Raw genomic sequence first — 24,832 nt, 5'->3', positions numbered from 1 at the left:
GGCGGGTCGAGGACCGTACGGATCTCCACGCGCGCGTACCCCGCGTCGCGCAGTCGCGCGGCGACGTCCGCCCGCATCTCGGCCATGGCCGGGCACCCCGAGTAGGTGGGGGTGAGGCTCGCGACCACGGTCCCGTCCCCGGTCACCTCGACGCCGCGCAGCACACCGAGGTCGGCGAGGGTCAGCATGGGCAGCTCGGGGTCGGGCACCTGCTCGGCGACGTGCCGGGCGCGGCGGGCGTCCAGGAGCGCGGGGCCACCGGTCACCATGTCGCCTCCGGGTGGGCGCGGGCGACGCCCTGCAACTCCGCGAGGAGCGGCGCCAGATGTTCGGTGTGCTCGCCGGCGCGGCCGGAGCCGGGCAGCGGGCGGTACACCGGCAGGGGCAGTCCGGCCGCCTCGGTGACCTGGCGCAGGTCGTCGGCGACCTCGTCCCGGACGTCGTACGCGGTGTGCAGTTCGCCGAGGTACGGGGCGATCCGCTCCAGCGCCGCGCGCGTCCTGCGGTGCGACTCGTCCGTGCCGTCGCCCAGGCGTACGACCCACTCGGCGGCGTACTGCCGGTGGTACGTCAGTTCCTTGACGCCCTTCGCCGCGACCGCCGCGAGGACCGGGTCGGGGTGGGCCGCCAGCCGCTGGAAGTGGGCCAGGCGCCAGCTGGAGAGAACCAGGAGCCGCACGACGGCGAACGCGAAGTCGCCGCCCGGCAGTTCGGCCAGCGTCACGTTGCGGAAGTCGCCGGCGTCCCGGAAGTAGGCGTAGGCGTCCTCGTCGCGGCCGGTGCCGTCGACCTGACCCGCGCGCGAGTAGAGCAGACGGGCCTGGCCGAGGAGGTCGAGGCCGATGTTGGCCAGCGCCACCTCCTCCTCCAGCTCCGGCGCGCGCGTGACCCACTCGGCGAGCCGCTGCGCCGAGACCAGGGCGTCGTCGGCGAGCGCCACGCAGTCCGCGGCCAGTTCACCGGTGTCGACTCCCTCGGGCATGGTGGTGTCGACGCCGTGCAGCGGGTCCTCGAAGCCGGTGCCGTAGGCCCAGCGGGTGTCGTCCTCGTGCCCCTCGGCCAGGGTCAGGTAGACGTGGTCGTCGCTCATGCCCTGCTCCTAGATGTGGGGGACGTCGTCGGGGATGTCGTAGAAGGTCGGGTGGCGGTAGACCTTGTCGGCGCTGGGAGCGAAGAAGGGGTCCTTCTCGTCGCGGGTGGAGGCGGCGATGTGCTCGGAGCGCACGACCCAGATGCTCACGCCCTCGTTGCGCCGGGTGTAGAGGTCGCGGGCGTGGGTGAGGGCCATCGTGTCGTCGGCGGCGTGCAGCGAGCCGACGTGGACGTGGTTGAGGCCGCGCTTGCCGCGCACGAACACCTCGTACAGCGGCCAGCCCTGCTTCTCGGCGCTCATGCCGCCGCTCCCTTCTCCGTGCGGGCCGCCTGCTTGGCCGCGTGGGCGGTGGCCGCCTCGCGCACCCAGGCACCCTCCTCGTGGGCGGTCCGCCGCCGCTGGATCCGCTGTTCGTTGCACGGGCCGTCGCCCTTGATGACGCGCATCAGCTCGTCCCAGTCCGGGGTGCCGAAGTCGTGGTGCCCCGTCTCCTCGTTCCAGCGCAGCCGAGGGTCGGGCAGGGTGACGCCGAGCTTCTCGGCCTGCGGGACGGTCATGTCGACGAAGCGGCGGCGCAGTTCGTCGTTGCTGTGCCGCTTGATCTTCCAGGCCATCGACTGCGCCGAGTTGGGCGAGGCGTCGTCGGGCGGGCCGAACATCATCAGGGACGGCCACCACCACCGGTTCACCGCGTCCTGGACCATCTCCCGCTGGGCGTCGGTACCGCGCATCATCGTCATCAGCAGCTCGTAGCCCTGCCTCTGGTGGAAGGACTCCTCCTTGCAGATGCGCACCATCGCGCGCGCGTACGGCCCGTACGAGCTGCGGCACAGCGGTACCTGGTTGCAGATCGCGGCGCCGTCCACGAACCAGCCGATCACGCCGACGTCGGCGAAGCTCGGGGTCGGGTAGTTGAAGATCGACGAGTACTTCTGGCGCCCTTCGATCAGCCGCTGGGTGAGGTCGTCGCGGTCCGCGCCGAGCGTCTCGGCCGCCGAGTACAGGTACAGCCCGTGGCCGGCCTCGTCCTGGACCTTGGCGAACAGGATCGCCTTGCGGCGCAGCGACGGCGCCCGGGTGATCCACTCGCCCTCCGGCTGCATGCCGATGATCTCCGAGTGGGCGTGCTGGGCGATCTGCCGGATCAGCGTCTTCCGGTAGCCGTCCGGCATCCAGTCGCGTGGTTCGACGCGCTGGTCGTGCGCGATCGTCGCGTCGAAGTGCTCCTGCAACCCGTCCGGGGGCGGTGCCTCGGCGGCGTGTGTCGTGGTCATCGTCACCAGCTTCCCAACCGACCATTCGTTCGGTATCAGTGTGACGCGTTTCCCGGTGCCGGGCAAGACCCGGACCTCGTCGGCCACACCCTTGACAGGGCAACCGCACGGCTGGATTACTGGGCCCTGCCATGCGCTAACCGAATGGTCGGTCGGGAGAAGGTGGTGGGACCACGTGGCGGAAAGGGTGTCGCAGGCCGCTGAGCCGACGTCCACGGAGGTGATGTTCTCCGCGGACGAGGCGTCCCGGCGGCTGGGCATCGAGCTGGTCGAGCACGGCGAGGGAAGCGCCGTGCTCCGCATGACCGTGACCCCGGCGATGGTGAACGGCCACCGGATCGCCCACGGCGGCTACCTGTTCCTGCTCGCCGACACCGCCTTCGCCTGCGCCTGCAACAGCCACGGCCCGGTGACCGTGGCGGCGGGCGCCGACATCGTCTTCGTCGCGCCGGCCCGCGAGGGCGACGTCCTGGTGGCGCGCGCCGAGGAGCGCGCCCGGTACGGCCGCAGCGGCGTCTACGACGTGACCGTGCGGCGCGCCGGAGAAGTGATCGCGGAGTTCCGCGGACGCAGCCGCAGCGTACGGGACACTACGGCGCGCGAGACGCCGGGCACGACGACGAAGGAGTCGCGATGAGCAGCGAGCCGACGACCGGGACGGCCCCGGCACCCCGCCGAGGGGAGCCTCTCCCCCACGACCTGCTGGACGATGCCGAGCGGCTGTCCGGTGAGCAGCTCCGGGAGCTCCAGCTCGACCGGCTGCGCACGACTCTTCGGCACGCCTACGAGAACGTGGAGCTGTACCGCAGGAAGTTCGACGCCGCCGGAGTGAAGCCCGACGACTGCCGGAGCCTCGCGGACCTGTGCAGGTTCCCCTTCACCACCAAGGCCGACCTGCGGGACACCTACCCCTTCGGCATGTTCGCCGTCCCGATGGCCGACGTGCGGCGCGTGCACGCCTCCAGCGGCACCACCGGCCGGGCCACCGTAGTCGGTTACACGGACGACGACCTGTCCATGTGGGCGGACGTCATCGCCCGCTCCATCCGGGCCGCGGGTGGCCGCCCCGGCCACAAGGTGCACGTCTCCTACGGCTACGGTCTGTTCACCGGAGGTCTCGGCGCGCACTACGGCGCCGAACGCGCCGGGTGCACGGTGATCCCGGCCTCCGGCGGCATGACGGCCCGGCAGGTGCAGATCATCCAGGACTTCCGGCCCGAGATCATCATGGTCACCCCGTCCTACATGCTCACCCTGCTCGACGAGTTCGAGCGCCAGGGTGTCGATCCGCGCACCACCTCCCTCCAGGTCGGCATCTTCGGTGCCGAACCGTGGACCGAGGAGATGCGCCGTGAGATCGAGGAGCGCATGGACATCCACGCCGTCGACATATACGGGCTGTCCGAGGTGATCGGCCCCGGCGTGGCGCAGGAGTGCGTCGAGACCAAGGACGGGCTGCACGTGTGGGAGGACCACTTCTACCCCGAGGTGGTCGACCCGCTCACCGACACCGTGCTGGCCGAGGGCGAGGAGGGTGAGATCGTCTTCACCTCACTCACCAAGGAGGCCCTCCCGGTCATCCGGTACCGCACGCGCGACCTGTCCCGGCTGTTGCCGGGCACCGCCCGGCCCGCCTTCCGCCGGATGCAGAAGGTCACCGGCCGCTGCGACGACATGATCATCCTGCGCGGGGTGAACGTCTTCCCCACCCAGATCGAGGAGATCGTGCTGCGCACGCCCGGCGTCGCCCCGCACTTCCAGATCCAGCTCACCGAGCGCGGTCGCATGGACCACATGACCGTACGGGTGGAGGCACGCCCCGACGCCGGTCCCGAGCAGCGCGCGGCCGCCGCCGGCGCGATCCGGCAGGGCGTCAAGGACGGCGTGGGCGTCACCGTGGAGGTGGAGATCGTCGACCCGGAGACCCTGGAGCGCTCGCTGGGCAAGCTCCGCCGGGTGAGGGACCTGCGCCAGGCGTGACCGTCGGCCGGCGGAGGGACGAAACGTGAGCACCGACACGCCCGTTCGCCTCTCGTGCCGGTGTGCGGAGGAGTGTGGATGGGCAGTCACTGCATGATCGGGGGAGATTGAGTCCGTCCTGGGGGGAAATCCCGTGCGTGTGTGTGTGATCGGTGCAGGTCTGTCGGGGTTGGCGGTGGCCCACGCCCTCAAGGCGCGTGGCATCGGATTCGTCTGCCTGGAGAAGGCTCCCGACGTCGGCGGGATCTGGCGTCAGCCGGAGGCGGCCGAGCGGGGCCCCGGGTACCTGTCGCTGCACCTCAACACCGCCAAGCAGCTGACCGGTTACGCCGACTTCCCGATGCCGGACTCGTATCCGCTCTATCCCCGGCACAGCCAGGTCGCCGCCTATCTGCGCTCCTTCGCCGACCGGGCCGGCCTGCGCGACCACGTCGAACTGCGGACCGAGGTGGTGTCCGTGGACCAGGGCGCGGACGGCATGTGGACGGTGGTCAGCCGGGACGCGGACGGCGCCATGGCGTCGCGGCGGTTCGAGCGGGTGATCGTCGCGTCGGGACACCACACCGACCCCGCTCTGCCGGACCCGCTTCCGGCGGGTTCCGAATCATTCACCGGAACGATTCTGCACTCCCTCGACTACCGCGACGGCGGCGACTTCGCGGGCCGGCGCGTCGTCGTGGTGGGCCTCGGCGCCTCGGCGGTGGACATCGCCGCGGACCTGTCCCGGCACGCCTCCCAGACCGTGCTCTCGGTGCGCCGGGGACTGCACATCGTGCCCAAGCAGTTGTACGGGAAGTCGCTCGACGAGATCGCCGAAGCGCCCTGGTGGAACGAGATGTCCTTCGCCGAGCGGCGCAAGTGGGCCGAGGAGGCCCTGCTCGTCGCGCGCGGCAGGCTGGCGGACTACGGCCTGCCCGAGCCCGACCACCCCATCTTCTCGTCGGCCACGACCCTCTCGGACGAGATCCTCAGCCGGATCCGGCACGGCGCCGTGACCCCGAAGCCCGCGATCGCCTCCTTCGACGGCGGCGAGGTCGTCTTCACCGACGGCACCCGGGAGGCGGCGGACGCGGTCGTGTACTGCACCGGCTTCCACATGACCTTCCCCTTCCTGCCCGACGGCTGTCCGGTGGCGGCGGACGGCTCGGTCGAGCTGTACAGACGGGTGGTCCCGGCCGACCGGCCGGGCCTGTACTTCGTCGGACTCGTCCGTCCCGTGGGAGCGATCACCCGGTTGGTGGAGGCCCAGGCCCAGTGGGTGGCGCGGATCATCGACGGCGAGACCGAGCTGCCCGCGGCGGCGGAGATGCGCGAGGAGATCGGCACGTACCTCGCCGCCGTCGTCGAGCGCTACGGCCGGACCCAGGGCGCCTCGATCCAGGTCGACGTGGGCCCGTATCTGGCGGAGTTCCGGGAGTCGCTGCCCGTGTAGCCGTCCCGCCGGGTGCCGCCGCCGGCCGGCCGGCCACCCCGTCCGCGACCAGGGCTCCCGGTGGGTCTCACCGGGAGCCCTGCGGTGTCCGGAGGGGTCCGCTCAGTGCACCGCCACCGGGTGGCGGACGGCCTCCACGGCCGGCGGCCTGACCGCGTACGCCTCCGAGGAGAGGTAGGCCGTCACCCGCGGCGGGCGGTCCTGCTGGTGGGCCAGGGCCAGGTAGGCGATGAGCCCTACGCCGTCCTCGGGCCGCCGGTCGGTGAGCGCGGCCAGGGCACGGGCCGGCACCGAGGCGTCCATGCCGTGGTGGCGCAGCACGCTCGCCGCCCGTGCCAGTGCCTCCCCGTCGTGCCCGGCGTAGTCCCTGACCGGGATGTGGAGGGTGAAACCGCTCGGTCGGGCGGCGGCGGTGTCGGTGAAGGAGTGGCAGGACAGACCGGGCCGCCTGCTGAGCCCGGTCGCGTCGGGGCCGAGGCCCGCGGCCGTCCGGAAGAATCCCTCGATCGCCGCGGGGCCGGGGCCCGGGGACATGCGGGACAGCCGCCCGGCCTGGCCGGCCGTGAGGTCGTCGTGGCGCACGTAGACCTTCGCCCGGGGCTCCTCCCAGTCCCCCAGGTCCAGGGCGAGGAAGGGGTACCCGCTTCCCTGGGGCAGGCCGGCGAAGGCCTGCCGGTGGCCCAGCCGGTGCAGAGCCTCGCGCACCGTCCCGGCGGAACGTTCCGCCCCGTTCGCGGCCGGGTTCAGATAGACCTTGACCTTGGGCACACCGCCGGGTCTCAGCTCCAGGGCGCACCACAGGGCCAGGGGACCCTGCGGTGAGGGCGGGAGGAAGAGGTCCTCGAGGTCGTCGAGCGGTCCGGTGGTGAAGTGCCAGCGCCGGGCCAGCGCCCGGATCGCCTCCAGTCCGACGCGACCGCCCTGGGCCAGGCTGTCTGCGCCGCAGCCCGGGTCCAGGAGCACCCGCAGGGCGGGGGCCGCATCCGGCTGGAAGGAGAGCGAGAACTCCACGGGGGTGTGATCGTCGGACAGGAACGTGCGGCTGGGCGGCGGCAGGTTCAGCGGCCGCTGCGCGACCGCGCCCAGCGAGTCGCTCAGGACGCGGGCGTACGTCTCGGCGTCGGCCTCGGACAGGCCGGCGACCGCGCCGAGTCTTCGCAACTGGCCGCCGGTGAAGGCCCCGAGCGTCAGTGTGTCCCGCAGGCCCGTGTCCGTCGGTGCGGCCGTCACCGGCCCGTCCCCGGCCGGGGCCGCACAGCGAGATACCCGCCTGGGGAGGCGGGTATCGGGGGGTTCGGCTGCGGCGGGAAAGCGGCGTTCGTGGATATGTGGTCCACGACACCTCCTTTTACTCGTAAGCAACTTGAATGCCGCGTTGCTCACTACCCGTGCCGTTGAACCTTCATGCGGGAGGGGCAGGTTGGGAGGGTGTTGCGCATGTCACCGTGTGAGCCAGTTGAGGAACTGGCTCCACATGCCGTTGCGTTCGGACGGACGGGCCGGACCGGCCGACTTGTCCTGCTCGGCCGCCCCGGAACCCGGCTGCGGGTCACCGCGCCGTCCGGACCGAACCGGGGTGAAGTGGGCCGGGAGTGTGGCGAGGGCTCTGTTGAAGGGGCCCGGACGCCACGTCAGGCTGTCCTCGGGAACGGCGAGTTCGACATCGGGCAGTTCGTTGAACAGGTGCTCGATGGCGGTGACCGTGATGTGCCGGGCCGGCTCCTTGGAGGGGCAGGCGTGCGGGCCCGCGCTCCAGGCCAGGTGCGCGCGGTTGCTGCCGGCCTGGCGCGACGCCCTCAGTGCGGGGCCGGTGTTGGCCGCGGCGAAGCTGACCAGGACCAGGTCGCCGGCCTGCAGTTGCTGTCCGGCGAGTTCCGTGTCGGCGGCCGGGTAGTGCGGCGCGTAGTTCGACATCGGAGGGTTCTCCCACAGCGTGTCGTCGAGGGCCTCGTCGATCAGGCCGCCCTCTCGCGCGTAACGCTCGTGAGTGAGGAGCCGGTGCAGGGTGTTGCCGATGAGGTTGCGCAGCGGCTCGGCGCCCGCACCGAGCAGCAGCGCGAGCTGGTGGACCATCTCCTCGTCGGTCAGCCGGGCCTCGTGCCGCATCAGCCAGGAGGTGACGTCGTCACCGGGCTTGCTCCGCTTGAGCGCCACCAGCTCCCCCACCGCCTGGAACAGCACCGCGGTGGCCTTGTCGGCGTTGACGCCGTCGAACATGCCGGAGATGCCGAACAGCACCCGGTCGCCGATGTCGGCGGGGCAGCCGAAGAGTTCGTTGAACACGAACAGCGGCAGCTGCTTGGCGTAGTCGCCGAGCAGGTCGGCCGAACCACGGCCGCGGAACTGGGCGATGAGGTAGCCGGAGATCTGCTCGGTGCTCCGGCTCAGCCGGCGGGTGTCCACCTTCGCCATGCTGTCGGTGACCGCCTGGCGCAGCCGCAGGTGGTCGGCGCCGTCGGCGAACATGCAGTTGGGCCGGTAGGCGAGCAGCGGCGCGACGGGGCTGTCCGGGCCCACCTTGCCCTCGTTGAAGGCCCGCCAGCGACGCGCGTCCTTGCGGAAGGAACCGGAGTCCTGCAGCAGCTGGAGCGCCGCCGCGTAGTCGGTGACCAGCGTCGCCTCGACCCCGGGGGCCAGCTCGACGGGCGCGGCGGCCCCGTAGTGGCGCAGGTACTCGTAGTACGCCTGGGGGTCGGCGGCGAACTCCGTCCCGTGCAGCGGCACACGGGCGCCGGAGCCGTGGGCCGGGCACCCGGGCGGCGGCACCGGGGCGGTGTCGTGGGCGTTCATGTCTGCTCCCAGTTCCTAGCGGGTGCGGTCCAGCAAGTAGCGGACGAGGGTGGTCAGTGCGGCGGCCGAGGACTTCTCGTCGCGGGCGTCGCAGGTGACGACGGGGGTGTCGTCGAGCAGGTCCAGGGCCTCGCGCAGCGCCCGCTCGTCGCGCAGCGGCGCCCCGTCGAAGTGGTTGACGGCGATGGCGTACTCGAGTCCGTAGTGCTCGATGAGGTCGATCACGGGGAAGGAATCGGCCAGCCGCTCGGGGTCGACCAGTACCAGGGCGCCCAGCGCGCCGCGGGCCATGTCCTCCCACATCTGGACGAAGCGCTGCTGGCCGGGCGTGCCGAACAGGTAGAGCACGACGCGGTCGCTGATGGTGAGGCGGCCGAAGTCCATGGCGACCGTGGTGGTGGTCTTGCCCTGGACCCCCTTGAGGTCGTCGACCGCCTCGGCGGCCTGCGTCATCGTCTCCTCGGTGGAGAGCGGCTCGATCTCGGAGATGGAGCCGATGAGGGTGGTCTTGCCCACCGCGAAGTGTCCGACGACGAGGATCTTCACCGCGGTCTGGGTCGCCCCGCCGCGTACGTAGTCCTGTTCACCCAAACTTGGCGCGGAGCCCATTGAGCACCTCCTCCAGGATCTCCCTGTCGGCCAGGCGCGCGGGGGCCACCGGCGGGCGGGTCGTGACGTAGCCGCCTTCCATGAGGGATGCCAGCAGGATCCGCACCACGCCCAGCGGAAAATGGGTGTGTCCGGCGATCTCGGCGACCGAGAGGTAGCCGGCCGAGCAGAGTTCCAGCAGGCTCTGCTCCTCGGGGGACAGCCGGGTCGGCCGCCGCGCGTCCTCGGCGGAGGCGGTGACCAGGGTGATGAGGGAGAGGTCGTCCTCGTCGGGCAGGCCGCGCCCCTTGGTGATGACGTACGGCCGTACTAATTCGGCGGCCTCCGGCTCCCAGCCGTCGCGGCCGGTCATGAGCGGGCGCCGAGGTTCTCGCGCGGCGGTGTCGTCAGCCGCTTGCCGAGCTGGGCGACGAGCTGCTGCATCCGGAAGGTGATGTCCGCCATGTCGACCTCGGGGGAGGCGGAGACGCCGAGGTAGGCGCCCTCGCCGGCGGAGATGAGGAACACCCAGCCGCCGTCGAACTCGACCAGGGTCTGCCGCCACGCCTGCTGCGGGTCCTCACAGAAGAAGGCGAGGGTTCGGCTGAGTGACTGGACACCGCTCATCGCGGCGGCGACCCGGTCCGCGTCGTCCTTGTCGAAGTCCTGCGTCCGGGCCATCAGCAGGCCGTCGGCGGAGATCAGGACCGCGTGCAGGGCCCCGGGAATCTCCAGGGCGCTGTCGAGCATCCATGACAGATCGTCGTTCACGAGTCCTCATGTCCTTCTCTGCTTGCACCAAGTGTTCTGCTCGTCCGGTCCGTTTCCTCGGGCCGGGTGACGCGGCCGGTCTGCGTGCCCCGCTGGAAGGCAGCCATGATCTGCGCCTGCTCGGAGTCGGAGCGGCCCGCTTGGCGCGGGGCGGAGGAGCTGCCGGGCACGATGGCCATCGGGCGCTTGCGGCGTCGCCGGGGCAGGCCGTCATCGGTCTGGGACGAGGTGAGGGCCGTCTCCGGTCCACCGTCCGGGCCCGGCCGGGCCGTACCGCGGGCGGCGGGGGCGGGCGCCTTCTTCTCCGGCATGGCGGTGAGCAGTTCGTGCGGCAACAGGACCACCGCGCGTACACCTCCGTAGGGGGAGGAGGAGTCCACCGACACCTCGAAGCCGAAACGCTCGCACAGCAGGCCGATGACCGCGAAACCGAACTGGGGCGGGTTGCCGAGCCCCGCGACCCCCGAGGCCCGCTCGGTGGCGAGCAGTTTGTCGGCGCGGGCACGCTCCTCGTCGCTCATGCCGACACCGGCGTCGTCGACGACGACGCAGACGCCCTTGGGCACGGTCCGTATGTTGATCTCGACGACGGTGTCCGGGCTGGAGTAGCTGGTGGCGTTGTCGAACAGCTCGGCGAGGGCCAGGGCGACGGGTTCGACGGCGCGGCTGGTGATGCCGAAGTCGACCTGGGAGAGGATCTCCACCCGGCGGAAGTGCCGGATCCGGCCCTGGGCGCTGCGCACCACGTCGTACACCGAGGCGGTGTCACGCCGGCCGCCGAGCCAGCCGTCGCACAGCACCGCGATGGACTGGGCGCGCCGGCCGAACTGCGAGTTGGTGTGGTCGATCTCCAGCAGGTCCTGCAGGAGCGCCGAGTCGCCGTACTTGCTCTGCAGCCGGGAGAGCACCAGTTGCTGTTCGGCGGCGAGGCCCTGCAGGGTCCGCATGGCCGACTTCAACACCGTCTTCGTCTCGTCCTCGGCCCGCTCCTGAGCCGCCCGCACGGACTTCCCGTAATCGTTCTCCAGCTCCGTGTAATGATCCCTGAGCCCTTGGACCTGCTGCCGCAGAGCTCGTGCCGCCCTGCGCTGGCGGCTGATGAGCGCGGCGGCTGCGACGAGGGCGACGAGAAGGACCCAGAGCAATGGGTTCCCTGTGTATTCCGTCATAAGACTCTCTTCAGGCGACTGAAGGCCGGCTTGCTGGATTCCCGTCTACGCGGGCGGCTCGGTGGACTGCCCGCACCGGGGTTGCTGTCCGGGCTGTCCCTGAAGTCGGGGATGCGGCTTTTCACCCATCCGCCCGCTCCGCAAACGCGGTGATCGTATCACCGCGTGATCAGGTGAATTGACGTCAAGAAGTGTTCATCCAGGACCGGTTGGGACCGGCACTTGGATCGACTCGGGCGGTGGGTACAGTCGGCCCCGTGAAAGATGCACAGGACACCTTCCGGCCGGGCCGGTGGGCGGCGCGGGGCGGCACGGCGTGACGCCGGAGGCCATGGCCGCCGTGTTCACGGCGGGCGTCGGGGCCGGGGCGATCAACAGCGTCGTCGGCTCCGGAACGCTGATCACCTTTCCCGTACTGCTGGCGACGGGGCTGTCCCCCGTCACCGCCACGGTCTCCAACGCGCTCGGCCTCATCCCCGGCTCCATCAGCGGGGCGATCGGCTACCGGAAGGAGCTTCGCGGCCAGCGCCGGCGCATCCTGAGACTGGGCATCGGCGCGCTCGTCGGCGGCCTCGCCGGCGCCACGCTGCTGCTGGCGCTGCCGGCCGACGCGTTCGAGACGATCGTGCCGGTACTGGTGGGCCTGGCCCTGGTGCTGGTGGCACTCCAGCCCCGGATCGGCAGGCTGGTGCAACGCCGCCGCGAACGCACGGGCGACTCCCCCCGCCGTGACGGCGGTCCACTGCTGTTCACCGGCCTGACACTCGCCAGTGTCTACGGCGGCTACTTCACGGCCGCGCAGGGGATCATCTACCTGTCCCTGATGGGCATGCTCCTCGACGACTCCCTGCAGCGCCTCAACGCGGTCAAGAACGTGCTGGCCGCCATCGTCAACACCGTCGCCGCGCTCTTCTTCCTCTTCGCCGCGGACTTCGACTGGACGGCCGTCGCGCTCATCGCGGTCGGCTCGGCCCTCGGCGGTTACCTCGGAGCCAAGGTGGGCCGCCGCTTCAGCCCGCTGGTCCTGCGGATACTGGTCGTGACGGTCGGCACCGTCGCCCTCGTGCAGCTGCTGCTCCGCTGACCCGCCAGCGGGCCCGCGGCCTCCCGGCTCCGTGGCGAACACCACGCCCTCGCGCGACTGCTCCGGGCAGTGATCAGGGAAGCCATGGAGGCGCCCAGGATCGACTCGAAGGGACACGCCCTCGTGCCGCTCGTAGCGCCTCCCCCCAGGGCAGCGGGGTCGCTGCCGCTTCTGGGGCACGCGATACGGCTCCCGCGCGACAACCTCGGCCTCATCGCCTCACCGCGCGCCTCCTGCGGACCGCTCACCGAGATCACCCTCCAGCCCGGCACCCCCACACTGGTCGTCCAGGACCCCGACCGCCGGCCGGACGGCGACCGGCCCCGGCCCACGCACGCGTTCCCGCCCCCCGGCGCGGGCAAGCACAAGCGCATCGGTGACCGGTTCGCCCGCACCGAACTCGTCACCGCCATCGCCACGATCACCCGGCGGGTGCGGCTGGAACTGGCTTCCGGTCGGGCGGCGCCGCCCGTCGCCGCGGCCACCGTACGGCCCCGGGCCCTGCTGACGACCGTGCGCGGCAGAAGGGACGCACCGGCCTCGCCCGCCGGCTGAACCGACACACCGGCCGGCCGGCAGGCTCCGCCGGCCGGCCCGGCCCGCCATAACGGCGCGTTATGAGAAGTCGGGATTGGTGGCCCCGTAACCGCGCCCGACATGCTGAGCGGCGCCCCCACACACCAACACGCGCCCCCACGCGTGTCGTCGGAATCGAGGAGCCTTGCGCATATCCAGACTCGTCCCCACCTTGACGGCCGCTCTCGTGGCAGCCCTGCTGTCCGCCCTCGCGCTCGCACCCGGCGCCCTGGCGGCGGAACCCCGGCCCGGTGACGGCGGCCCCCAGCCGATCATCGGCGGCGGCTACGCGCAGAACGCCCCCTGGGCGGCCCGGCTGTTCTCCAACGGAACCCAGACCTGCTCATCGACCATCATCTCCCCCACCTGGATCCTGACCGCCAAGCACTGCGTGAGCGGCGGAAACCTCTCCTTCCGCATCGGCAGCCTCGACCAGAGCTCCGGCGGCACCGTGGCGAGCGGCGTCCAGACCGTCACCCACTCCTCGTCGGACCTCGCTCTGGTCCGGCTCGACCGCTCCGTGTCCGCCTCCTACGCACGGCTCGGGCAGCCGGGCACGGTGCGGGTCGGCCAAGGCGTGCAGGTCTACGGCTGGGGCGCCACCTCCCGGTGCGGCTCCGAGATCAACTGCCAGTCCCGGTACCTGAAGGTCGCCAACCTGACCGTCACCCGCGGCTGCTACGACGCCTACTACGGCCAGGCGATCTGCGCCCGCCCCGGTGACGGCATCACCGCGGGCGGCGACTCCGGCGGCCCGATGATGGCCGGCGGCGTCCAGGTGGGCGTCGCCTCGACCAGCGACCGGCAGACCACCACCGCGTACACGAACGTGACCGCATACCGTTCGTGGATCCAGTCGGTGGCGGGCGTCTGATCCTGACCCGTCTCCGGCGTGGAGCGGACCGGGCCGTCCAGGAAGCGGACGGCCCGGCAGGCACGTGGTGGATGCATCCAACGTTCCCCCTGAACGATCGGCCCCGTGCGAAGGAGCTCCGCCACGGCCGGGCAGACAGTCGAGTCACCGGTGGACGACTACGAGGCCGTCGTGCTGCGGCTCCGGGACGTGAGCGTCCGCCGCCACACGACGGACCACCTGATCCTCGACGGGGTCGACTGGACGGTCCGGCCGGGAGAGCACTGGGCCCTGCTGGGAGCCAACGGCGCCGGCAAGACCACCCTGCTGCGGCTGCTCGGCGCACTCATGCACCCCACGACCGGCACCGTCGAGGTACTCGGCAGCCGGCTGGGACGGGTGGACGTCCGTGAGCTCCGGGCGCGCATCGGCCATGTCAGTGGCACCGTGCAGCCTCTGTGGCGGTCGTACACGTTCAGAGGGTGTCCTCCGGATCAGGCCGGCTCCGGGCAACGGTGCCTCGCGCCTGAGCCGAGCGGGGTCTGGCGCGTCGGAGGGCCGGGCGGACGCCTGGGCCTCCCGCGGGGAAAGCGGTGCGAGGGGGCCCCGGACGTACCGGTTCACCGAACGCCCGGGGCCGCCCCTCGGCTCCCCCGCCGGGGACTGCCCGTGCGCCGGCCCGCGGAAACGGGAGGCTGGGTCGGAAGGCACGAGTGCACGCCCACGGGTTACCCCGGTCAACACGGCGACGCCGTCGAGGTGCGGGGTCGTCCCGTGCGCGCTGCCGGCTCGTTCACGGGGCATGCGCACGGGTGGAGGACCTCCGCCTCGCCCGTCCCGCCCCGACACGAGGAGCAGCCGCACCGTGGGAACCGCCGTTCACGTCCCGCAGACCCGGGACATGCTCGGAGACGAACTCTCCGGCGACGAAGCCCTGACCGCCCTGCGCCGGTACGGCGGCCTGCGGCTGCTGACCGACTCCTTCGCCCGGTTCCGCTACGCGGACGGTTTCACCAACGCGCGGGCCCTCGCCTTCCAGGTGGTGCTCGGCCTGGTCCCGTTCACCATCGTGCTCGTCGGCCTAGCCACGTCGGTGCACACCGAGGGAGTGGGGCGGGTCATCGAGCTCACCCTCGGCCGGATCGTGCCGGGCGCCAGTGCCGACGTCGTGGAGAAGGCGTTCGAGGGCACCCGGCGCAGCGCCGACAGTGACGCGTGGAGCACGCTCGCACTGTGGCTGGGTCTGGCGTTCGCCGTACTGAACCTCGCTTCGGCCATGGGCCAGATCGAGCGCGGCGCCAACCGCATCTACGGCATCGAGCGCGACCGTCCGGTCCACCGCAAGTACGCGAGGGCGCTGGTGCTCGCGCTCACCGCCGGCCTGCCCATGGTGCTGGGGTTCCTCGTACTCGTCGCCGGTGAGGCCGTCGGGGACGCCGTGGCCCGCTCCGTCGGCGACCGGGACGGCGGCACCGGGTGGTGGAGCGTGCTGGAGCTGCCGGCGGGGCTGCTGCTGGCCTGGGTCGCCTCGGCGGTGATCCTGCGCTGGTCACCCCGCCGTGACCAGCCCGGCTACACCTGGCTGGCCTTCGGCTCGGCGGTCCACCTCGTGCTGTGGGTCTCGGCGACCTGGCTGCTCGCGCTCTACGTCGGGCGCAGCGGCGCCTTCGGTGCCGTCTACGGTCCGCTGACCGCCTTCATCGCGCTGCTGCTGTGGGCGAACCTCACCGCCGTGGCGCTCTTCCTCGGCGTCGCGTTCGCCGCGCAGCTGGAGGCGGCCCGCGCCGGCATCCGTACGCCGGTGCGGCCGGATCCCGGGCCGGGAGACTGACGGTCCCGTCGGTGACGACCGGGTCGCCCGGCGAAGCCGGTCCGGGACTACGCGGCGTCGCGGGGCGGAGTGAGCGCCCAGCGGATTCCGGCGGTCACGGCCACGCCGAGCGGGCGTACGCACACACCCTCGGCCGGGGGGACGCGGGGCAGCCACAGGGCGCGCGAGGCCCAGCCCGGCAGGAGCGAGACCGCGTTGGCGGCGATGACCGCGTACGGGAGACGCGCGAGCAGCGGCAGGGGCGGATTGAGCAGCAGGAACCGCGCGGTGCTCCGCGCCTCGCCGGTCGCGCGCAGTTCGCCGCGGTAGGCGGTCAGTCGCTCCGTGAGTCCGGCGCGGTCCATGGGCGGGTCGGGGACGCCCAGCGCGGAGGCGATGCGCGCCGCGTCGGCCACATACGCGTCGCACTCGTCGTCGTCGAGGGGCCGGGCGCCGTAGCGCTGGTGGGCGCGCAGGAAGCTGTCGACCTCGGCGACGTGCACCCAGCACAGCAGGTGCGGATCCGCGGCGGCGTAGGTCTGCCCCTCGGAGGTGGTGCCGCGCACGCTGTCGTGGACCGCCCGTACCCGCTCGCACGCCGCCTGGGCGCTGTCGGCCGGTCCATAGGTGGTGACGGCCAGGAAGGTGCTGGTCCGCTGCAGCCTGCCCCAGGGGTCGCCGCGGAACCCGGAGTGCGCGGCGACGGCCGCCATGGCGAGGGGGTGGAGGGACTGGAGCAGCAGGGCGGTCAGGCCCCCGATGAACATCGAGGCGTCCCCGTGCACCCGCCTGATCGGCCGCTCGGGACCGAACCAGCGTGGACCCGGTGTGTCGTGGATGCGGGCACGGTTTCCGGGCCCCTCCGGCCCCGCCACCCTGGAGAAGATCATGTCGCCGAGCCGTGCGCGCGGGGCGGGACGGCTGTTCCCGGGGAGAAGTCCCATGGCTGCCGAGCCCTCCTTCACCCTGATGCGGACGGGCGGCTCACATGACTACTTCTGCCCGGGTCCGCCGGGCTGGAACGTCAGGCGCAGCCCCAGGCCGACATTCCCTGAAGACGGGCGAGGCGTTCGGCCACCGCGATCTGCTCCCCGCGGGTGGCGAGATCGGCGCGCGGGGCGTACTTGAGGCCGCCGGCCGCGATCCAGCTCGACCGCGCGAACTGCAGGCCGCCGTAGTAGCCGTTGCCGGTGTTGGCCTTCCAGTTGCCGCCGGACTCGCAGGCGGCGATGGCGTCCCAGTCGGTACGCGGGGGGACCGACGGCGAGGCCGCCGCCGCGGTGGTCGTGCCCAGTGCGGTCGCGGCGAACAGGACCACCACCGCGGTCCGGATCCTGCGACCCCGCGAACTGCGCACGTCGCTCCTATGAGCATTTCGTCTACAGATCATACAGAGACTGTTACACCACGTGACGGCGAGATCGCGCGCCGACCGCCGCCTCCTTACGCCGGTCGGAGCACACGGTCCACCGTCGTCGCTGGCCTCCGGCCCCCCTACCCGCCCGGTGTCGCCGACCGAATGGGGCGCGGGCTGTCCATCAGCGCCTCGGAGGCGAGGCGGTACACGACCGCCTCCGGGTCGACGAGGCGGTTGAGGCGGTTGAGGCGGTTGAGGCGGCTGGGGACGTCGAAGCCGACCAGCAGGATCACGACGAGCGTCAGCGAGAACGCCAGCACCGCGAGCGACTGCCCCAGGGTCATGGCCGACGCCGACTTGGCTCCGAGCACCGGGGCGACGGCGCGGCCCAGCGCTCCGACGTCGTACGTGCCGGAGCGGGAAGACCGGGGCCCGCACCGACCGGGCAGTGCACCGGGTGCTCCACCGATCACCGGACAACGAGTTGCCCAGCGAACTCCTCGACGCCTTCTGGAGCGCGTTCCACCGGGTGCGCGCGCAAAGCCTGGGCACGGCCGCCGACGGCGAGGAACTGGCCCGGACGCACGCCAGGACCGGTCGGGCGGGTGACGCGGAGGCCGCGGAGTCGGCCGTGCACCGGCATTTCGACGGCATCCGCAGCCGGCTGTCGCGGCACTGAGCGCGCGCACCCCTCGTTCGTGTGAAGAAACGCGACGACGTCCGCCAGTCGGGTGAGAGCCGGGCGGGAGCGTCCCGGCGCGCCCTTACGGTTTCGCGGTGACCTCGATCTCAACCGACACGCGCCCCCTGCGAACCGCCGACCTCGGCACGCTCGTCATCATGTCCTGGAGTCGTGAGACCCCCGACGGCGACGTCCCCTTCCTCCTCGCCTGTTCGCTCGGCGACGGCGAAGGCGGCCCGGAGGCGTCCCGGACGGCCGTCGAACGGCTGCTGCGACACTCCGGACTCTCCGTGGGCGACGGCATCCTCGACGCGACGCTCCTGTCGAATCTGCCGGTCAGCCTGCTGGTCGTACCGGGCGCGGCGGCGCTCACCATGCCGGGTGTCAACGCCCAGTTCGTCCCGACACCCGAGTGGCGTGCGGCGGTCGACAAGCGCGGGTACGCCTGCCTGATCTTCGCCACGCGCCCCTGGTCCGATGGGGAGCCCGGCGACGGCGAGGCGGTCGCCGCCTTCGCGAACGACGAGGACACGCTCACGTCTGCCGCGCAGGTCATCCTGCCCGTGCGCAGCCTCCGGAGCTGACGGGCCGGGACCGGTGGGTGCCCGCGCCGGCGGATCGCCTCACGTCCACAACTCGCCGCTGTCGCACAGCCGGGCGCCCATGTTCCGCTGCATCATGCGCAGCGCGGCGTCCGCGAGGTCGGCGTGGATGTGGGCGACCGCGTCGCGCGGAACGATGACCTGCAAGTGACGGATGTGGGCGTCGAGCGCCGAGTAGAGCACGCACTGCTCGGTCACCTGCCCGCACAGCACCAGCCGGTCGATTTCCTGCTGGTGGAGCAGATACGTCAACGGGGTCTCGTAGAAGATCGAGTGGCGTGCCTTGACCACGAAGAGGGAGGCGTCGTCGGGACGCAGCGGCTCGACGAGGCGGGCGTGCGGTCCCGAGAGGGCCTGGTCGAGGATCTCACCGTGGTGCGAACGCCACTCCCCGAAGTTGTCGTTGACGTAGATCACGGGGACGCCCTGCCGACGCGCCCGCTGCAGCAGGCCGGTCAGCGCCGGCAGCACGGACTCCACGGCGGGAATCAGCGAGTCGGCGTCCTCGTGATCGTAGGTGTTGATCATGTCGATGACGATCAGCGCGGTCTTGCCCATGATGACAAGGTTGCCACTGGACGGCGAAAGATCCGCCCTTCCCGGGGCGACGGCGGGGCGGGGAGGACGCGGCAGGTCACCGGGGGTACCGGTCAGCGGCTTCCGCCTCTTCCTCCACGAGGTCACTCGGTGCCCACGGCGGCGGCCCGAGCCCCTCGCTCCAGTCACGCAGTTGACTCTCGTTCACGCAGAGTATTCCGCACTGCTCGGCGTACTCTGCGGCCGGAGCGGTGAAGTCGCTGCTGGTGACGACGACCGCGACGTCGGCCCCGTGGACGGTGAAGCAGGTACCGCCGAAGCGCTGGAGATCCTGGGAGCCGACCTTGTTCTCGTCGTCGTAGCGCTTGCACTGGATGACGACGCGGCGGCCGTCGGGAGCCACCGCCACGACGTCCGCGCCGAGGTCGCCCGCTCCGCCCACGACCTCCACCTCGGCGCAGCCGTCCCGTACGCAGAGATCGGCTATCGCCTGCTCGAACTCGTCGGGACTGAGCCGCTCGTGGTCGACGACCGCCTCCGTCGCGGACTCCTCGATGCCGTGCGCCTCCTCCGCCGGCGCGGCCGTCGGCGCCTCCAGTGCGTCCAGGGCCGTGGCCGTGGCCTCCTCCAGGGCGCCCGTGGCGCGGCGCGCCAGTCTCCCCGGGGAGAACCCGGCTCTCCTGCGCAAGCAGACGATGCCTGCCGCCACTCCCCCGAGCACCAGGACGACGGCCCAGGCGGGACGCCGCTCCGCGACGTCGAGCGCCATCCGCACGACCCATCCCACGACGCTCAGGCCGACGGCGGTGAGCCCGAAGAACATGGCCGTCGCGCGGAGGTCGAAGCGGCGTCCCGGGCGTATGCGGCGTTCAGGCACGGTCACGGTGATCATTCCTCCCTGGGCCCGACATGAAGATCACTTACGCCGTCTGCCCAAGAACCACCGGTTCACCGTCCGTTCATGACACGCCGTCGGATGGCTCATCCCTCCCGCGCGAGAATCTTTCGGGCATAACGTGCGGAATATGAAGAAATGCCATGTCGTGTACCTGGTGTGCACCGCAGCGATGATCGGAACGGGGCTCGGTGCGGCTCCGGCGTCCGCCGGCCACATGACCCACGTGGTCCACCCCGGCGAATCGATCCAGAAGGCAGTGGACGCTGCCGACTCAGACGACACCGTGCTCGTCGCCCCCGGCACCTACCGCGAAAGCGTCCAGGTGAGCACGCCCGGGCTCACTCTGCGCGGCATGGGCCGCGGCACGGTCATCATGCCGAGCACCGAGAAGGCCGCCGCCGCCGACACCTGTGCCGAGGGCGGCAACGGCATCTGCGTGACCGGGACGAAGGACGAGAACGTCAAGGGCGTCACCGTCGCCAACCTGACGGTGACCGGCTTCAAGCGCACCGGCCTGTTCTCGAGGGCCACGGACGGGCTCACCGTGCGGAACGTGACGGCGGTGAAGAACGGCGTCTGGGGCATCGCCCAGGAGCGGTCGATCCACGGCACCTTCCGGGACAACACCGCCCGCGACAACGGCGACGCCGGCATCTTCCTCGCCAACACCATCAACGCCGAGGAAGGCGCCGCGGACACCCAGGGCACGGTCGTCGAGCACAACCGCGTCGAGGGCAACCGGATCGGCGTCACCGTCCGGCGCCTGCGCAACCTCGCCGTCGCGGACAACTACATCGGCGGCAACTGCGCCGGCGTGTTCGTCGTCGGCGACGAGAACAAGCCCAAGGCCGGCGACCTGGTCGTGCGCGACAACTACGTCGTGCGGAACAACAAGTCCTGCCCGAAGACCGACCGGCTGGAGGCGCTCCAGGGTTCCGGCATCGTGCTGACCGGTGCCGAGAAGGTACTGGTCGCCGACAACACGGTCGAGGGCAACGCCGGCAAGTCGTCGATGTCGGGCGGCATCGTCCTGGCCAAGAGCGTGGTGGGCGCCGGCAACTCGGACAACGAGGTCAACGGCAACAGGCTCCGCGACAACTCGCCCGCCGACCTCGTCCACCCCGAGACCGGGGACACCGCCAAGACCAACACCTTCGAAGGCAACACCTGCGGGGCCTCCAAGCCCGCGGGACTGTGCTGACCGGCCGGCCGTAGCCACCCGTGGACCGAAGCAGGAAGGAAAGCGGCACATGACGACCGCACAGACTGCCCCTCCCCCGCCCATGCGGCTGAGGGAGCTCGTGTTCGGGGCGGCATGTGCCGCCGCCCTCCGCGCGGCCGCCCGCCTCGGTGTCGCCGACGCCCTCGGCGACACCCCCATGGCCGTGGAGGACCTCGCGGCCTCGGTGAAGACCGAGCCCGGGCCGCTGCGCCGGCTGCTGCGTGCCCTTGCCTGCTACGGCGTCTTCGCCGAGCGGAAGGACGGGACCTTCACGCACACCGACATGTCCCTGCTGCTTCGGGAGGACGACCCGCACAGCCTGCGCAACATCACCCTGTGGTGTACCGAACCGTGGACCTGGGACGCGTGGCCCCAGCTCGACGAGGCGGTGCGCACCGGCCACAACGTCGTCGAGGGCCTGTACGGCAAGGAGTTCTTCACCTACCTCAACGAGGACGCTCCCGAGTCGGCCGAGGTCTTCAACCGCGCCATGACCACCTCCAGCCGGCAGTCGGCCCGGGACGTCGCGGCGCTCCTCGACCTGTCGGGGAGCACGTCGGTCGCGGACATCGGCGGCGGCCAGGGGCACGTGGTGGCGAGCCTGCTGGAGAAGTACCCGTCGATGCACGGCACCCTGCTCGACCTGACACGGGTGGTGGAGAACGCCGACCCGCGGCTGCGCGAGGGTGGATCGCTCGCGGACCGGGTGCGGATCGTGCCGGGCGACTGCCGGGTGGCCGTCCCCGTCCAGGCCGATGTGTACATCATCAAGAACATCCTGGAGTGGGACGACGACAGCACCGCCCGTGCCCTGCGCAACGTCATGGCGGCGGGCGGGCCCGGGGCGCGCGTCGTGGTCATCGAGAACCTCGTCGACGACACGCCCTCGATGCGGTTCAGCACCGCCATGGACCTGCTGCTGCTCCTCAACGTCGGCGGCGCGAAGCACACCACCGACAGCATGGTCGGCCGGCTGACCGACGCGGGCCTGGTCATCGACGACATCCGCCCGGTCAACCCCTACCTGCACGCGTTCGACTGCACCGTGCCCGAGTGAGCTGACCGGGAGACGCGGCACGTCGGCCGCCGGACCGCGCGCAGCGGTCCGGCGGCCGACGTGTGCGCGCCGTGAGCGGGGCGGATCAGGCGTCCGGCGAGCGGCGGTCGGTGACGAGTCGCATGCGAGCGCCCTCGAGAGCGCGGGCGAGGTCACCGCCCGTCGGCGCGGAAGCGTCGCCACCGTCGGGGTCGTCCAGGAGCGCCGTCAGCTCGGCCACCTGGCCGGGGTCCGTGAGCCCGAGGGAAAGCGCCGGGTCGCCGGCGTCGAGACCGCCTCGTACGTCGACCAGCCGGACCACCACGTCGTCGCGCTGGAAGATCGTGCTGCACAGGACCGGGCTGCGCGGATCGTCCGCCGCCGCCTCGTCTCGGTCGGCGAGCAGCTGGGCCAGCCGCATGCCGCAGCCCGGCCGGGCCGGGTACGACAACGCGTGCCGCCGCGCCGCCGGATCCTCCTGCCCCGCGGTCACATGGTGGACGGCGGGCAGCGCCGCCCGCGTGTAGAACACCCGGGCGGACTCCGGATCGCCGAGGTCCCGGTCCTGCTCCAGATACGGGTTGATGGCCTCCTCGACGGCCCGCACCTCGGGCTGCTCGGCCACGTGCCGCAGCGCCGCGAGCAGGTCGCCGCGCACCTCGATGGCCCGCACCACCCGGTTGCCGTGCAGGAACAGAGAGGTACGGCACAGCCGTGTGGTGTCGTCGACCCGCGGCTCGGGCGAGGCGTAGTCGGCGAGGATCTTCCCGACCGCTTCCTCGCTGCCCGGCCTCACCGTGAAGGTGAGGGCGTGCCGGATCACTCCGTCACCGATCCGGGGCGACGTCTGGAGCCCGCCCCGGGCGGTCCCGTCACCCGCCGCCGGGTGGCTCGTCTCGCGGACTACGTGGAAACGCAGCGACCTGGTGTCCCGGACGCAGCTGTGCAGCGGCTTCACCATCCGCACGTGCTCTTCGCTGCTCACCCAGTTCAGGAACGGCGGGGCACTCTCCCACTCGCTGGTGATGAGCCACTGGGAGGGGTTCTCGATGGACTGGCACAACTGCTCGCCGAGGTGCCCGGGAACGGACTCGACGTGGCTACGCAGCTGCTCGTACGTCTCGAGGAACTGCTGCTGGGCCCCGTCGTAGACCTCCACCAGAAGGACGACCCGGAGTCTGGAGCCGTCGAACACCGACTGGGAGACATGGTGCGACACCTGTCGCGTCAGCGGTTCGGAAACAGGGATGGATGTGGTGGTCATCCTGCGCACATCTCCTTCGCGGGGGCGGAACTGAATGTCGGCCGCGGTGATACGACGCCAGCGTGCCTCGATCCTGTGCCCGGCCCCGCGGGCGCGCGACTCGTATGCACTGCGCGGGTGACCGGGAGACGCCGGGACGGCACGTGCGGGACTCAGGTGAGGTGTGCGAAGACCACCAGGTTGTCCGTGTAGTCCTTGGCCTCGCGGTCGTAGTCGCCGGCGCAGGTGATGAGCCGTACCTCGGCCCGGTCCCCGTCGCCGTACACGCGCTTGCTGGGGAAGTCGTCCTTGTCGAAGGTCTCCAGGCCGTCGACGACGAAGGACGCCTTGCGGCCGTCGGCTCTCTCGACGTGGAAGACGTCGCCCTTCTCCAGTTGGCCGAGGCGGGCGAAGACGGCCGCCGACGTCTTGGTGTCCACGTGCCCGGCGATGATCGAGGTGCCCTCCTCCCCGGGGGAGGCGCCCTTGGCGTACCAGCCAACGAGGTTCGTGTCGTCCGGTGGCGGGGCCTGGAGCTGTCCGTTCGCGCCGATGGCGAGGTCGGTGAAGGGGGCGTCGACGGAGATCTCCGGGATGCGCAGGCGTACGGGCTTCGACCGTGGCAGGCCCGTCTCCGGCTCGGCGACGGCGGACGGGGCCGACGCGCCGGGCTGGGCGGCGAGCGGCGGGCGGGAGGAGTCGGCCGAGGTGTCGTTGCCGCCGATCAGGCTCACGGCCAGGACCAGGAGGGCCACGGCGCACAGCACCGTCATGCCCGAGCGGGACCCGGTCGGCGCCGGCTCGTCGTCGGCGGGGGAAGGGGGGACTGCCATCGAGGACCACCTCACTGGGTCACGGGCGGACGGGGTGGGGGAAGCGAGCCGGGCCGCCACGCGGTGCCTGGGCGGCGGCCCGACTGCTATCTCGCCCGGCACGGCTCAGGCCGTTCCGTGAGCCGACTTCCTGCGTCGGACGGCGTACAGACCGGTCCCGGCGACGGCCAGGACGGCCAGCCCGCCCGCGGTCGTGGCCGGCTCGGACAGCCCGCCGCCTCCGGTGTGCATTCCGCCGCGCGGCTTCTCGTGCTCGCCGCCGCCCCAGGACTTCTCGCCCTCGTCCTGCTTGTGGGTCTCCGAGCCCTGCTTGGAGCCACCCTCCCAGTCACCCTCGTTCACCGCGGTCAGCGCACCGCCACCCGTGTGCATCCCACCGCGCGGCTCCTCGTGCTTGCCTCCGTTGTCGTGCTCCTTGCTGTAGGAAGAGTCGTCGTGGTCCCAGTCGCCGCCGACCGCCGCGTAGGCGCCGGGTGCGCCGAGGACGAGGACGGCCGAGGCCGCCGCTGTGGTCAGGAGCATGTGAGCAGAACGCATCTGAGGTTCCTTCCGTCACGGCCGGGCAGCTGGTGCTTCGTCAGCTGAGGTGACCCGACCCCGACGTGATTTACCGTCAGCCAGACGTGCCGCTCGCACCACTCAAGGCGCTCAGCCGGGTGACGGCCCGTCCGGCGAGGGAGACCTCGCGGCCCCCCTCCACCGTCCGGTGGTGGGTGGGTGCGACGGATACCTCGGTCCGTCAACTTCCCTGACCAGTAAGGCAGTCGGCGCGGAAGGGCCGGGGCGGTGGACCACCGTGTCGGTAAGGCCGGCCGGGCGCGACCGGAGCGCGGAACGCACGGAGCAGATGCCGATCTCCGCCCGTTCGGGTGCCCCGGACGGGCGAGCCGCCGCGCCCACCGGCTTCCGTGCCTCGCCTCGGCGGCTCGACCGACGCGGGTCCGGCCCACGACCGACGACGGCCGCGCTGCTCGGATGAGCGAGGCGCGGCCGGTCGGGGGG

At 71.7% G+C, this 24,832-nt stretch carries 27 protein-coding genes and 3 pseudogenes; 12 read left to right on the top strand and 18 right to left on the bottom strand.

Going from position 1 to position 24,832, the window contains the following annotated elements:
* The 4 genes from EBH09_RS35020 to paaA all read right to left on the bottom strand — a co-directional run.
* Positions 1–269: iron-sulfur cluster assembly protein (locus EBH09_RS35020; RefSeq protein ID WP_193776759.1), on the bottom strand; the 269-nt coding region annotated here is incomplete at its 3' end.
* Complete coding sequence (gene paaC, locus EBH09_RS35015) at positions 263–1,090, bottom strand: 1,2-phenylacetyl-CoA epoxidase subunit PaaC (RefSeq protein WP_121750803.1); 828 nt, start codon at positions 1,088–1,090, stop codon at positions 263–265. The genes EBH09_RS35020 and paaC, both read right to left, overlap by 7 nt.
* A gap of 9 nt (positions 1,091–1,099) precedes the next feature.
* Entirely contained in the window at positions 1,100–1,393 is a 294-nt protein-coding gene (paaB, locus tag EBH09_RS35010; RefSeq protein WP_121750802.1) for a 1,2-phenylacetyl-CoA epoxidase subunit PaaB, read from the bottom strand.
* On the bottom strand, positions 1,390–2,367 hold the full coding sequence (paaA, locus tag EBH09_RS35005) for a 1,2-phenylacetyl-CoA epoxidase subunit PaaA (RefSeq protein ID WP_121751167.1): 978 nt from the start codon (positions 2,365–2,367) through the stop codon (positions 1,390–1,392). Before paaA ends, paaB begins: the two co-directional genes overlap by 4 nt.
* Before the next feature lie 223 nt (positions 2,368–2,590).
* Between paaA and paaI the strand changes: the two genes are divergently transcribed.
* The 3 genes from paaI to EBH09_RS34990 all read left to right on the top strand — a co-directional run bounded on the left by paaI (position 2,591) and on the right by EBH09_RS34990 (position 5,779).
* Positions 2,591–3,004 (top strand): hydroxyphenylacetyl-CoA thioesterase PaaI, encoded by a 414-nt coding sequence (gene paaI / locus EBH09_RS35000; RefSeq protein WP_193776758.1) that lies wholly within the window; start codon positions 2,591–2,593, stop codon positions 3,002–3,004.
* On the top strand, positions 3,001–4,347 hold the full coding sequence (paaK, locus tag EBH09_RS34995) for a phenylacetate--CoA ligase PaaK (RefSeq protein ID WP_121750800.1): 1,347 nt from the start codon (positions 3,001–3,003) through the stop codon (positions 4,345–4,347). The genes paaI and paaK overlap by 4 nt, the downstream gene beginning before the upstream one ends.
* A gap of 133 nt (positions 4,348–4,480) precedes the next feature.
* Entirely contained in the window at positions 4,481–5,779 is a 1,299-nt protein-coding gene (locus tag EBH09_RS34990; RefSeq protein WP_121750799.1) for an NAD(P)-binding domain-containing protein, read from the top strand.
* Positions 5,780–5,881: 102 nt separating this feature from the next.
* On the opposite strand, the gene EBH09_RS34985 is transcribed toward EBH09_RS34990, so the two are convergent.
* The 6 genes from EBH09_RS34985 to EBH09_RS34960 all read right to left on the bottom strand — a co-directional run bounded on the left by EBH09_RS34985 (position 5,882) and on the right by EBH09_RS34960 (position 11,097).
* Entirely contained in the window at positions 5,882–7,009 is a 1,128-nt protein-coding gene (locus EBH09_RS34985; RefSeq protein WP_121750798.1) for a tryptophan dimethylallyltransferase family protein, read from the bottom strand.
* Between the two features lie 210 nt (positions 7,010–7,219).
* Positions 7,220–8,569, bottom strand: a complete 1,350-nt coding sequence (locus tag EBH09_RS34980) for a cytochrome P450 (protein ID WP_121750797.1) — start codon at positions 8,567–8,569, stop codon at positions 7,220–7,222.
* A gap of 15 nt (positions 8,570–8,584) precedes the next feature.
* Entirely contained in the window at positions 8,585–9,178 is a 594-nt protein-coding gene (locus tag EBH09_RS34975) for an ATP/GTP-binding protein (protein WP_121750796.1), read from the bottom strand.
* Complete coding sequence (locus tag EBH09_RS34970; RefSeq protein WP_121750795.1) at positions 9,153–9,530, bottom strand: DUF742 domain-containing protein; 378 nt, start codon at positions 9,528–9,530, stop codon at positions 9,153–9,155. Before EBH09_RS34970 ends, EBH09_RS34975 begins: the two co-directional genes overlap by 26 nt.
* On the bottom strand, positions 9,527–9,928 hold the full coding sequence (locus tag EBH09_RS34965; protein WP_077797340.1) for a roadblock/LC7 domain-containing protein: 402 nt from the start codon (positions 9,926–9,928) through the stop codon (positions 9,527–9,529). Before EBH09_RS34965 ends, EBH09_RS34970 begins: the two co-directional genes overlap by 4 nt.
* Positions 9,925–11,097, bottom strand: a complete 1,173-nt coding sequence (locus EBH09_RS34960) for an ATP-binding protein (protein ID WP_121750794.1) — start codon at positions 11,095–11,097, stop codon at positions 9,925–9,927. The genes EBH09_RS34965 and EBH09_RS34960 overlap by 4 nt, the downstream gene beginning before the upstream one ends.
* Before the next feature lie 331 nt (positions 11,098–11,428).
* Between EBH09_RS34960 and EBH09_RS34955 the strand changes: the two genes are divergently transcribed.
* From EBH09_RS34955 to EBH09_RS34935, 5 genes and pseudogenes are all read left to right on the top strand, one after another.
* Positions 11,429–12,181, top strand: a complete 753-nt coding sequence (locus EBH09_RS34955) for a sulfite exporter TauE/SafE family protein (protein ID WP_193776697.1) — start codon at positions 11,429–11,431, stop codon at positions 12,179–12,181.
* Between the two features lie 84 nt (positions 12,182–12,265).
* Positions 12,266–12,736 carry a hypothetical protein gene (locus tag EBH09_RS34950; RefSeq protein ID WP_121750793.1) on the top strand — a complete coding sequence of 157 codons (471 nt, stop codon included), beginning with the start codon at positions 12,266–12,268 and terminating at the stop codon, positions 12,734–12,736.
* A 166-nt stretch (positions 12,737–12,902) separates the two neighbouring features.
* The gene (locus EBH09_RS34945) at positions 12,903–13,631 is read left to right on the top strand and encodes a trypsin-like serine protease (protein ID WP_193776696.1); all 729 of its coding nucleotides are present in this window, start codon (positions 12,903–12,905) and stop codon (positions 13,629–13,631) included.
* A gap of 150 nt (positions 13,632–13,781) precedes the next feature.
* Positions 13,782–14,063: pseudogene (locus tag EBH09_RS34940) on the top strand (ATP-binding cassette domain-containing protein); the annotation flags it as partial.
* Between the two features lie 412 nt (positions 14,064–14,475).
* Complete coding sequence (locus tag EBH09_RS34935) at positions 14,476–15,441, top strand: YihY/virulence factor BrkB family protein (RefSeq protein ID WP_121750792.1); 966 nt, start codon at positions 14,476–14,478, stop codon at positions 15,439–15,441.
* Positions 15,442–15,488: 47 nt separating this feature from the next.
* On the opposite strand, the gene EBH09_RS34930 is transcribed toward EBH09_RS34935, so the two are convergent.
* The 3 genes and pseudogenes from EBH09_RS34930 to EBH09_RS34920 all read right to left on the bottom strand — a co-directional run.
* Positions 15,489–16,364 (bottom strand): oxygenase MpaB family protein, encoded by an 876-nt coding sequence (locus EBH09_RS34930; RefSeq protein WP_121750791.1) that lies wholly within the window; start codon positions 16,362–16,364, stop codon positions 15,489–15,491.
* An 80-nt stretch (positions 16,365–16,444) separates the two neighbouring features.
* Positions 16,445–16,810, bottom strand: a complete 366-nt coding sequence (locus EBH09_RS34925) for a transglycosylase family protein (RefSeq protein ID WP_121750790.1) — start codon at positions 16,808–16,810, stop codon at positions 16,445–16,447.
* A 104-nt stretch (positions 16,811–16,914) separates the two neighbouring features.
* A pseudogene (locus EBH09_RS34920) lies at positions 16,915–17,187 on the bottom strand (MFS transporter); the annotation flags it as partial.
* Positions 17,188–17,216: 29 nt separating this feature from the next.
* Here EBH09_RS34920 and EBH09_RS34915 point away from each other — a divergent pair.
* Both EBH09_RS34915 and EBH09_RS34910 read left to right on the top strand, forming a co-directional pair.
* Positions 17,217–17,456 (top strand): annotated as a pseudogene (locus tag EBH09_RS34915) (FCD domain-containing protein); the annotation flags it as partial.
* 98 nt (positions 17,457–17,554) lie between these two features.
* Positions 17,555–18,043 carry a DUF5949 family protein gene (locus tag EBH09_RS34910; RefSeq protein ID WP_121750788.1) on the top strand — a complete coding sequence of 163 codons (489 nt, stop codon included), beginning with the start codon at positions 17,555–17,557 and terminating at the stop codon, positions 18,041–18,043.
* A gap of 39 nt (positions 18,044–18,082) precedes the next feature.
* On the opposite strand, the gene EBH09_RS34905 is transcribed toward EBH09_RS34910, so the two are convergent.
* The gene (locus tag EBH09_RS34905) at positions 18,083–18,619 is read right to left on the bottom strand and encodes an isochorismatase family cysteine hydrolase (RefSeq protein WP_121750787.1); all 537 of its coding nucleotides are present in this window, start codon (positions 18,617–18,619) and stop codon (positions 18,083–18,085) included.
* Positions 18,620–18,695: 76 nt separating this feature from the next.
* Positions 18,696–19,481: a restriction endonuclease gene (locus tag EBH09_RS34900; RefSeq protein ID WP_121751164.1), complete on the bottom strand. Its 786-nt coding sequence runs from the start codon at positions 19,479–19,481 to the stop codon at positions 18,696–18,698.
* A gap of 142 nt (positions 19,482–19,623) precedes the next feature.
* On the opposite strand from EBH09_RS34900, the gene EBH09_RS34895 reads away from it, so the two are divergent.
* Both EBH09_RS34895 and EBH09_RS34890 read left to right on the top strand, forming a co-directional pair.
* Positions 19,624–20,697 (top strand): right-handed parallel beta-helix repeat-containing protein, encoded by a 1,074-nt coding sequence (locus EBH09_RS34895; RefSeq protein WP_121750786.1) that lies wholly within the window; start codon positions 19,624–19,626, stop codon positions 20,695–20,697.
* A gap of 49 nt (positions 20,698–20,746) precedes the next feature.
* Complete coding sequence (locus tag EBH09_RS34890; protein WP_121750785.1) at positions 20,747–21,775, top strand: methyltransferase; 1,029 nt, start codon at positions 20,747–20,749, stop codon at positions 21,773–21,775.
* Positions 21,776–21,860: 85 nt separating this feature from the next.
* On the opposite strand, the gene EBH09_RS34885 is transcribed toward EBH09_RS34890, so the two are convergent.
* The 3 genes from EBH09_RS34885 to EBH09_RS34875 form a co-directional block, all read right to left on the bottom strand.
* Complete coding sequence (locus tag EBH09_RS34885; RefSeq protein ID WP_121750784.1) at positions 21,861–23,018, bottom strand: SchA/CurD-like domain-containing protein; 1,158 nt, start codon at positions 23,016–23,018, stop codon at positions 21,861–21,863.
* A 152-nt stretch (positions 23,019–23,170) separates the two neighbouring features.
* Positions 23,171–23,830, bottom strand: a complete 660-nt coding sequence (locus EBH09_RS34880; RefSeq protein WP_193776695.1) for a class F sortase — start codon at positions 23,828–23,830, stop codon at positions 23,171–23,173.
* 105 nt (positions 23,831–23,935) lie between these two features.
* Positions 23,936–24,367, bottom strand: a complete 432-nt coding sequence (locus EBH09_RS34875; protein ID WP_121750782.1) for a hypothetical protein — start codon at positions 24,365–24,367, stop codon at positions 23,936–23,938.
* Between the last annotated feature and the right edge of the window lie 465 nt (positions 24,368–24,832).

It is taken from the genome of Streptomyces sp. E2N166 (assembly GCF_003671715.1).
Lineage (GTDB): Bacteria > Actinomycetota > Actinomycetes > Streptomycetales > Streptomycetaceae > Streptomyces > Streptomyces thinghirensis.
This window is presented reverse-complemented; position numbering and strand designations above follow the sequence as displayed.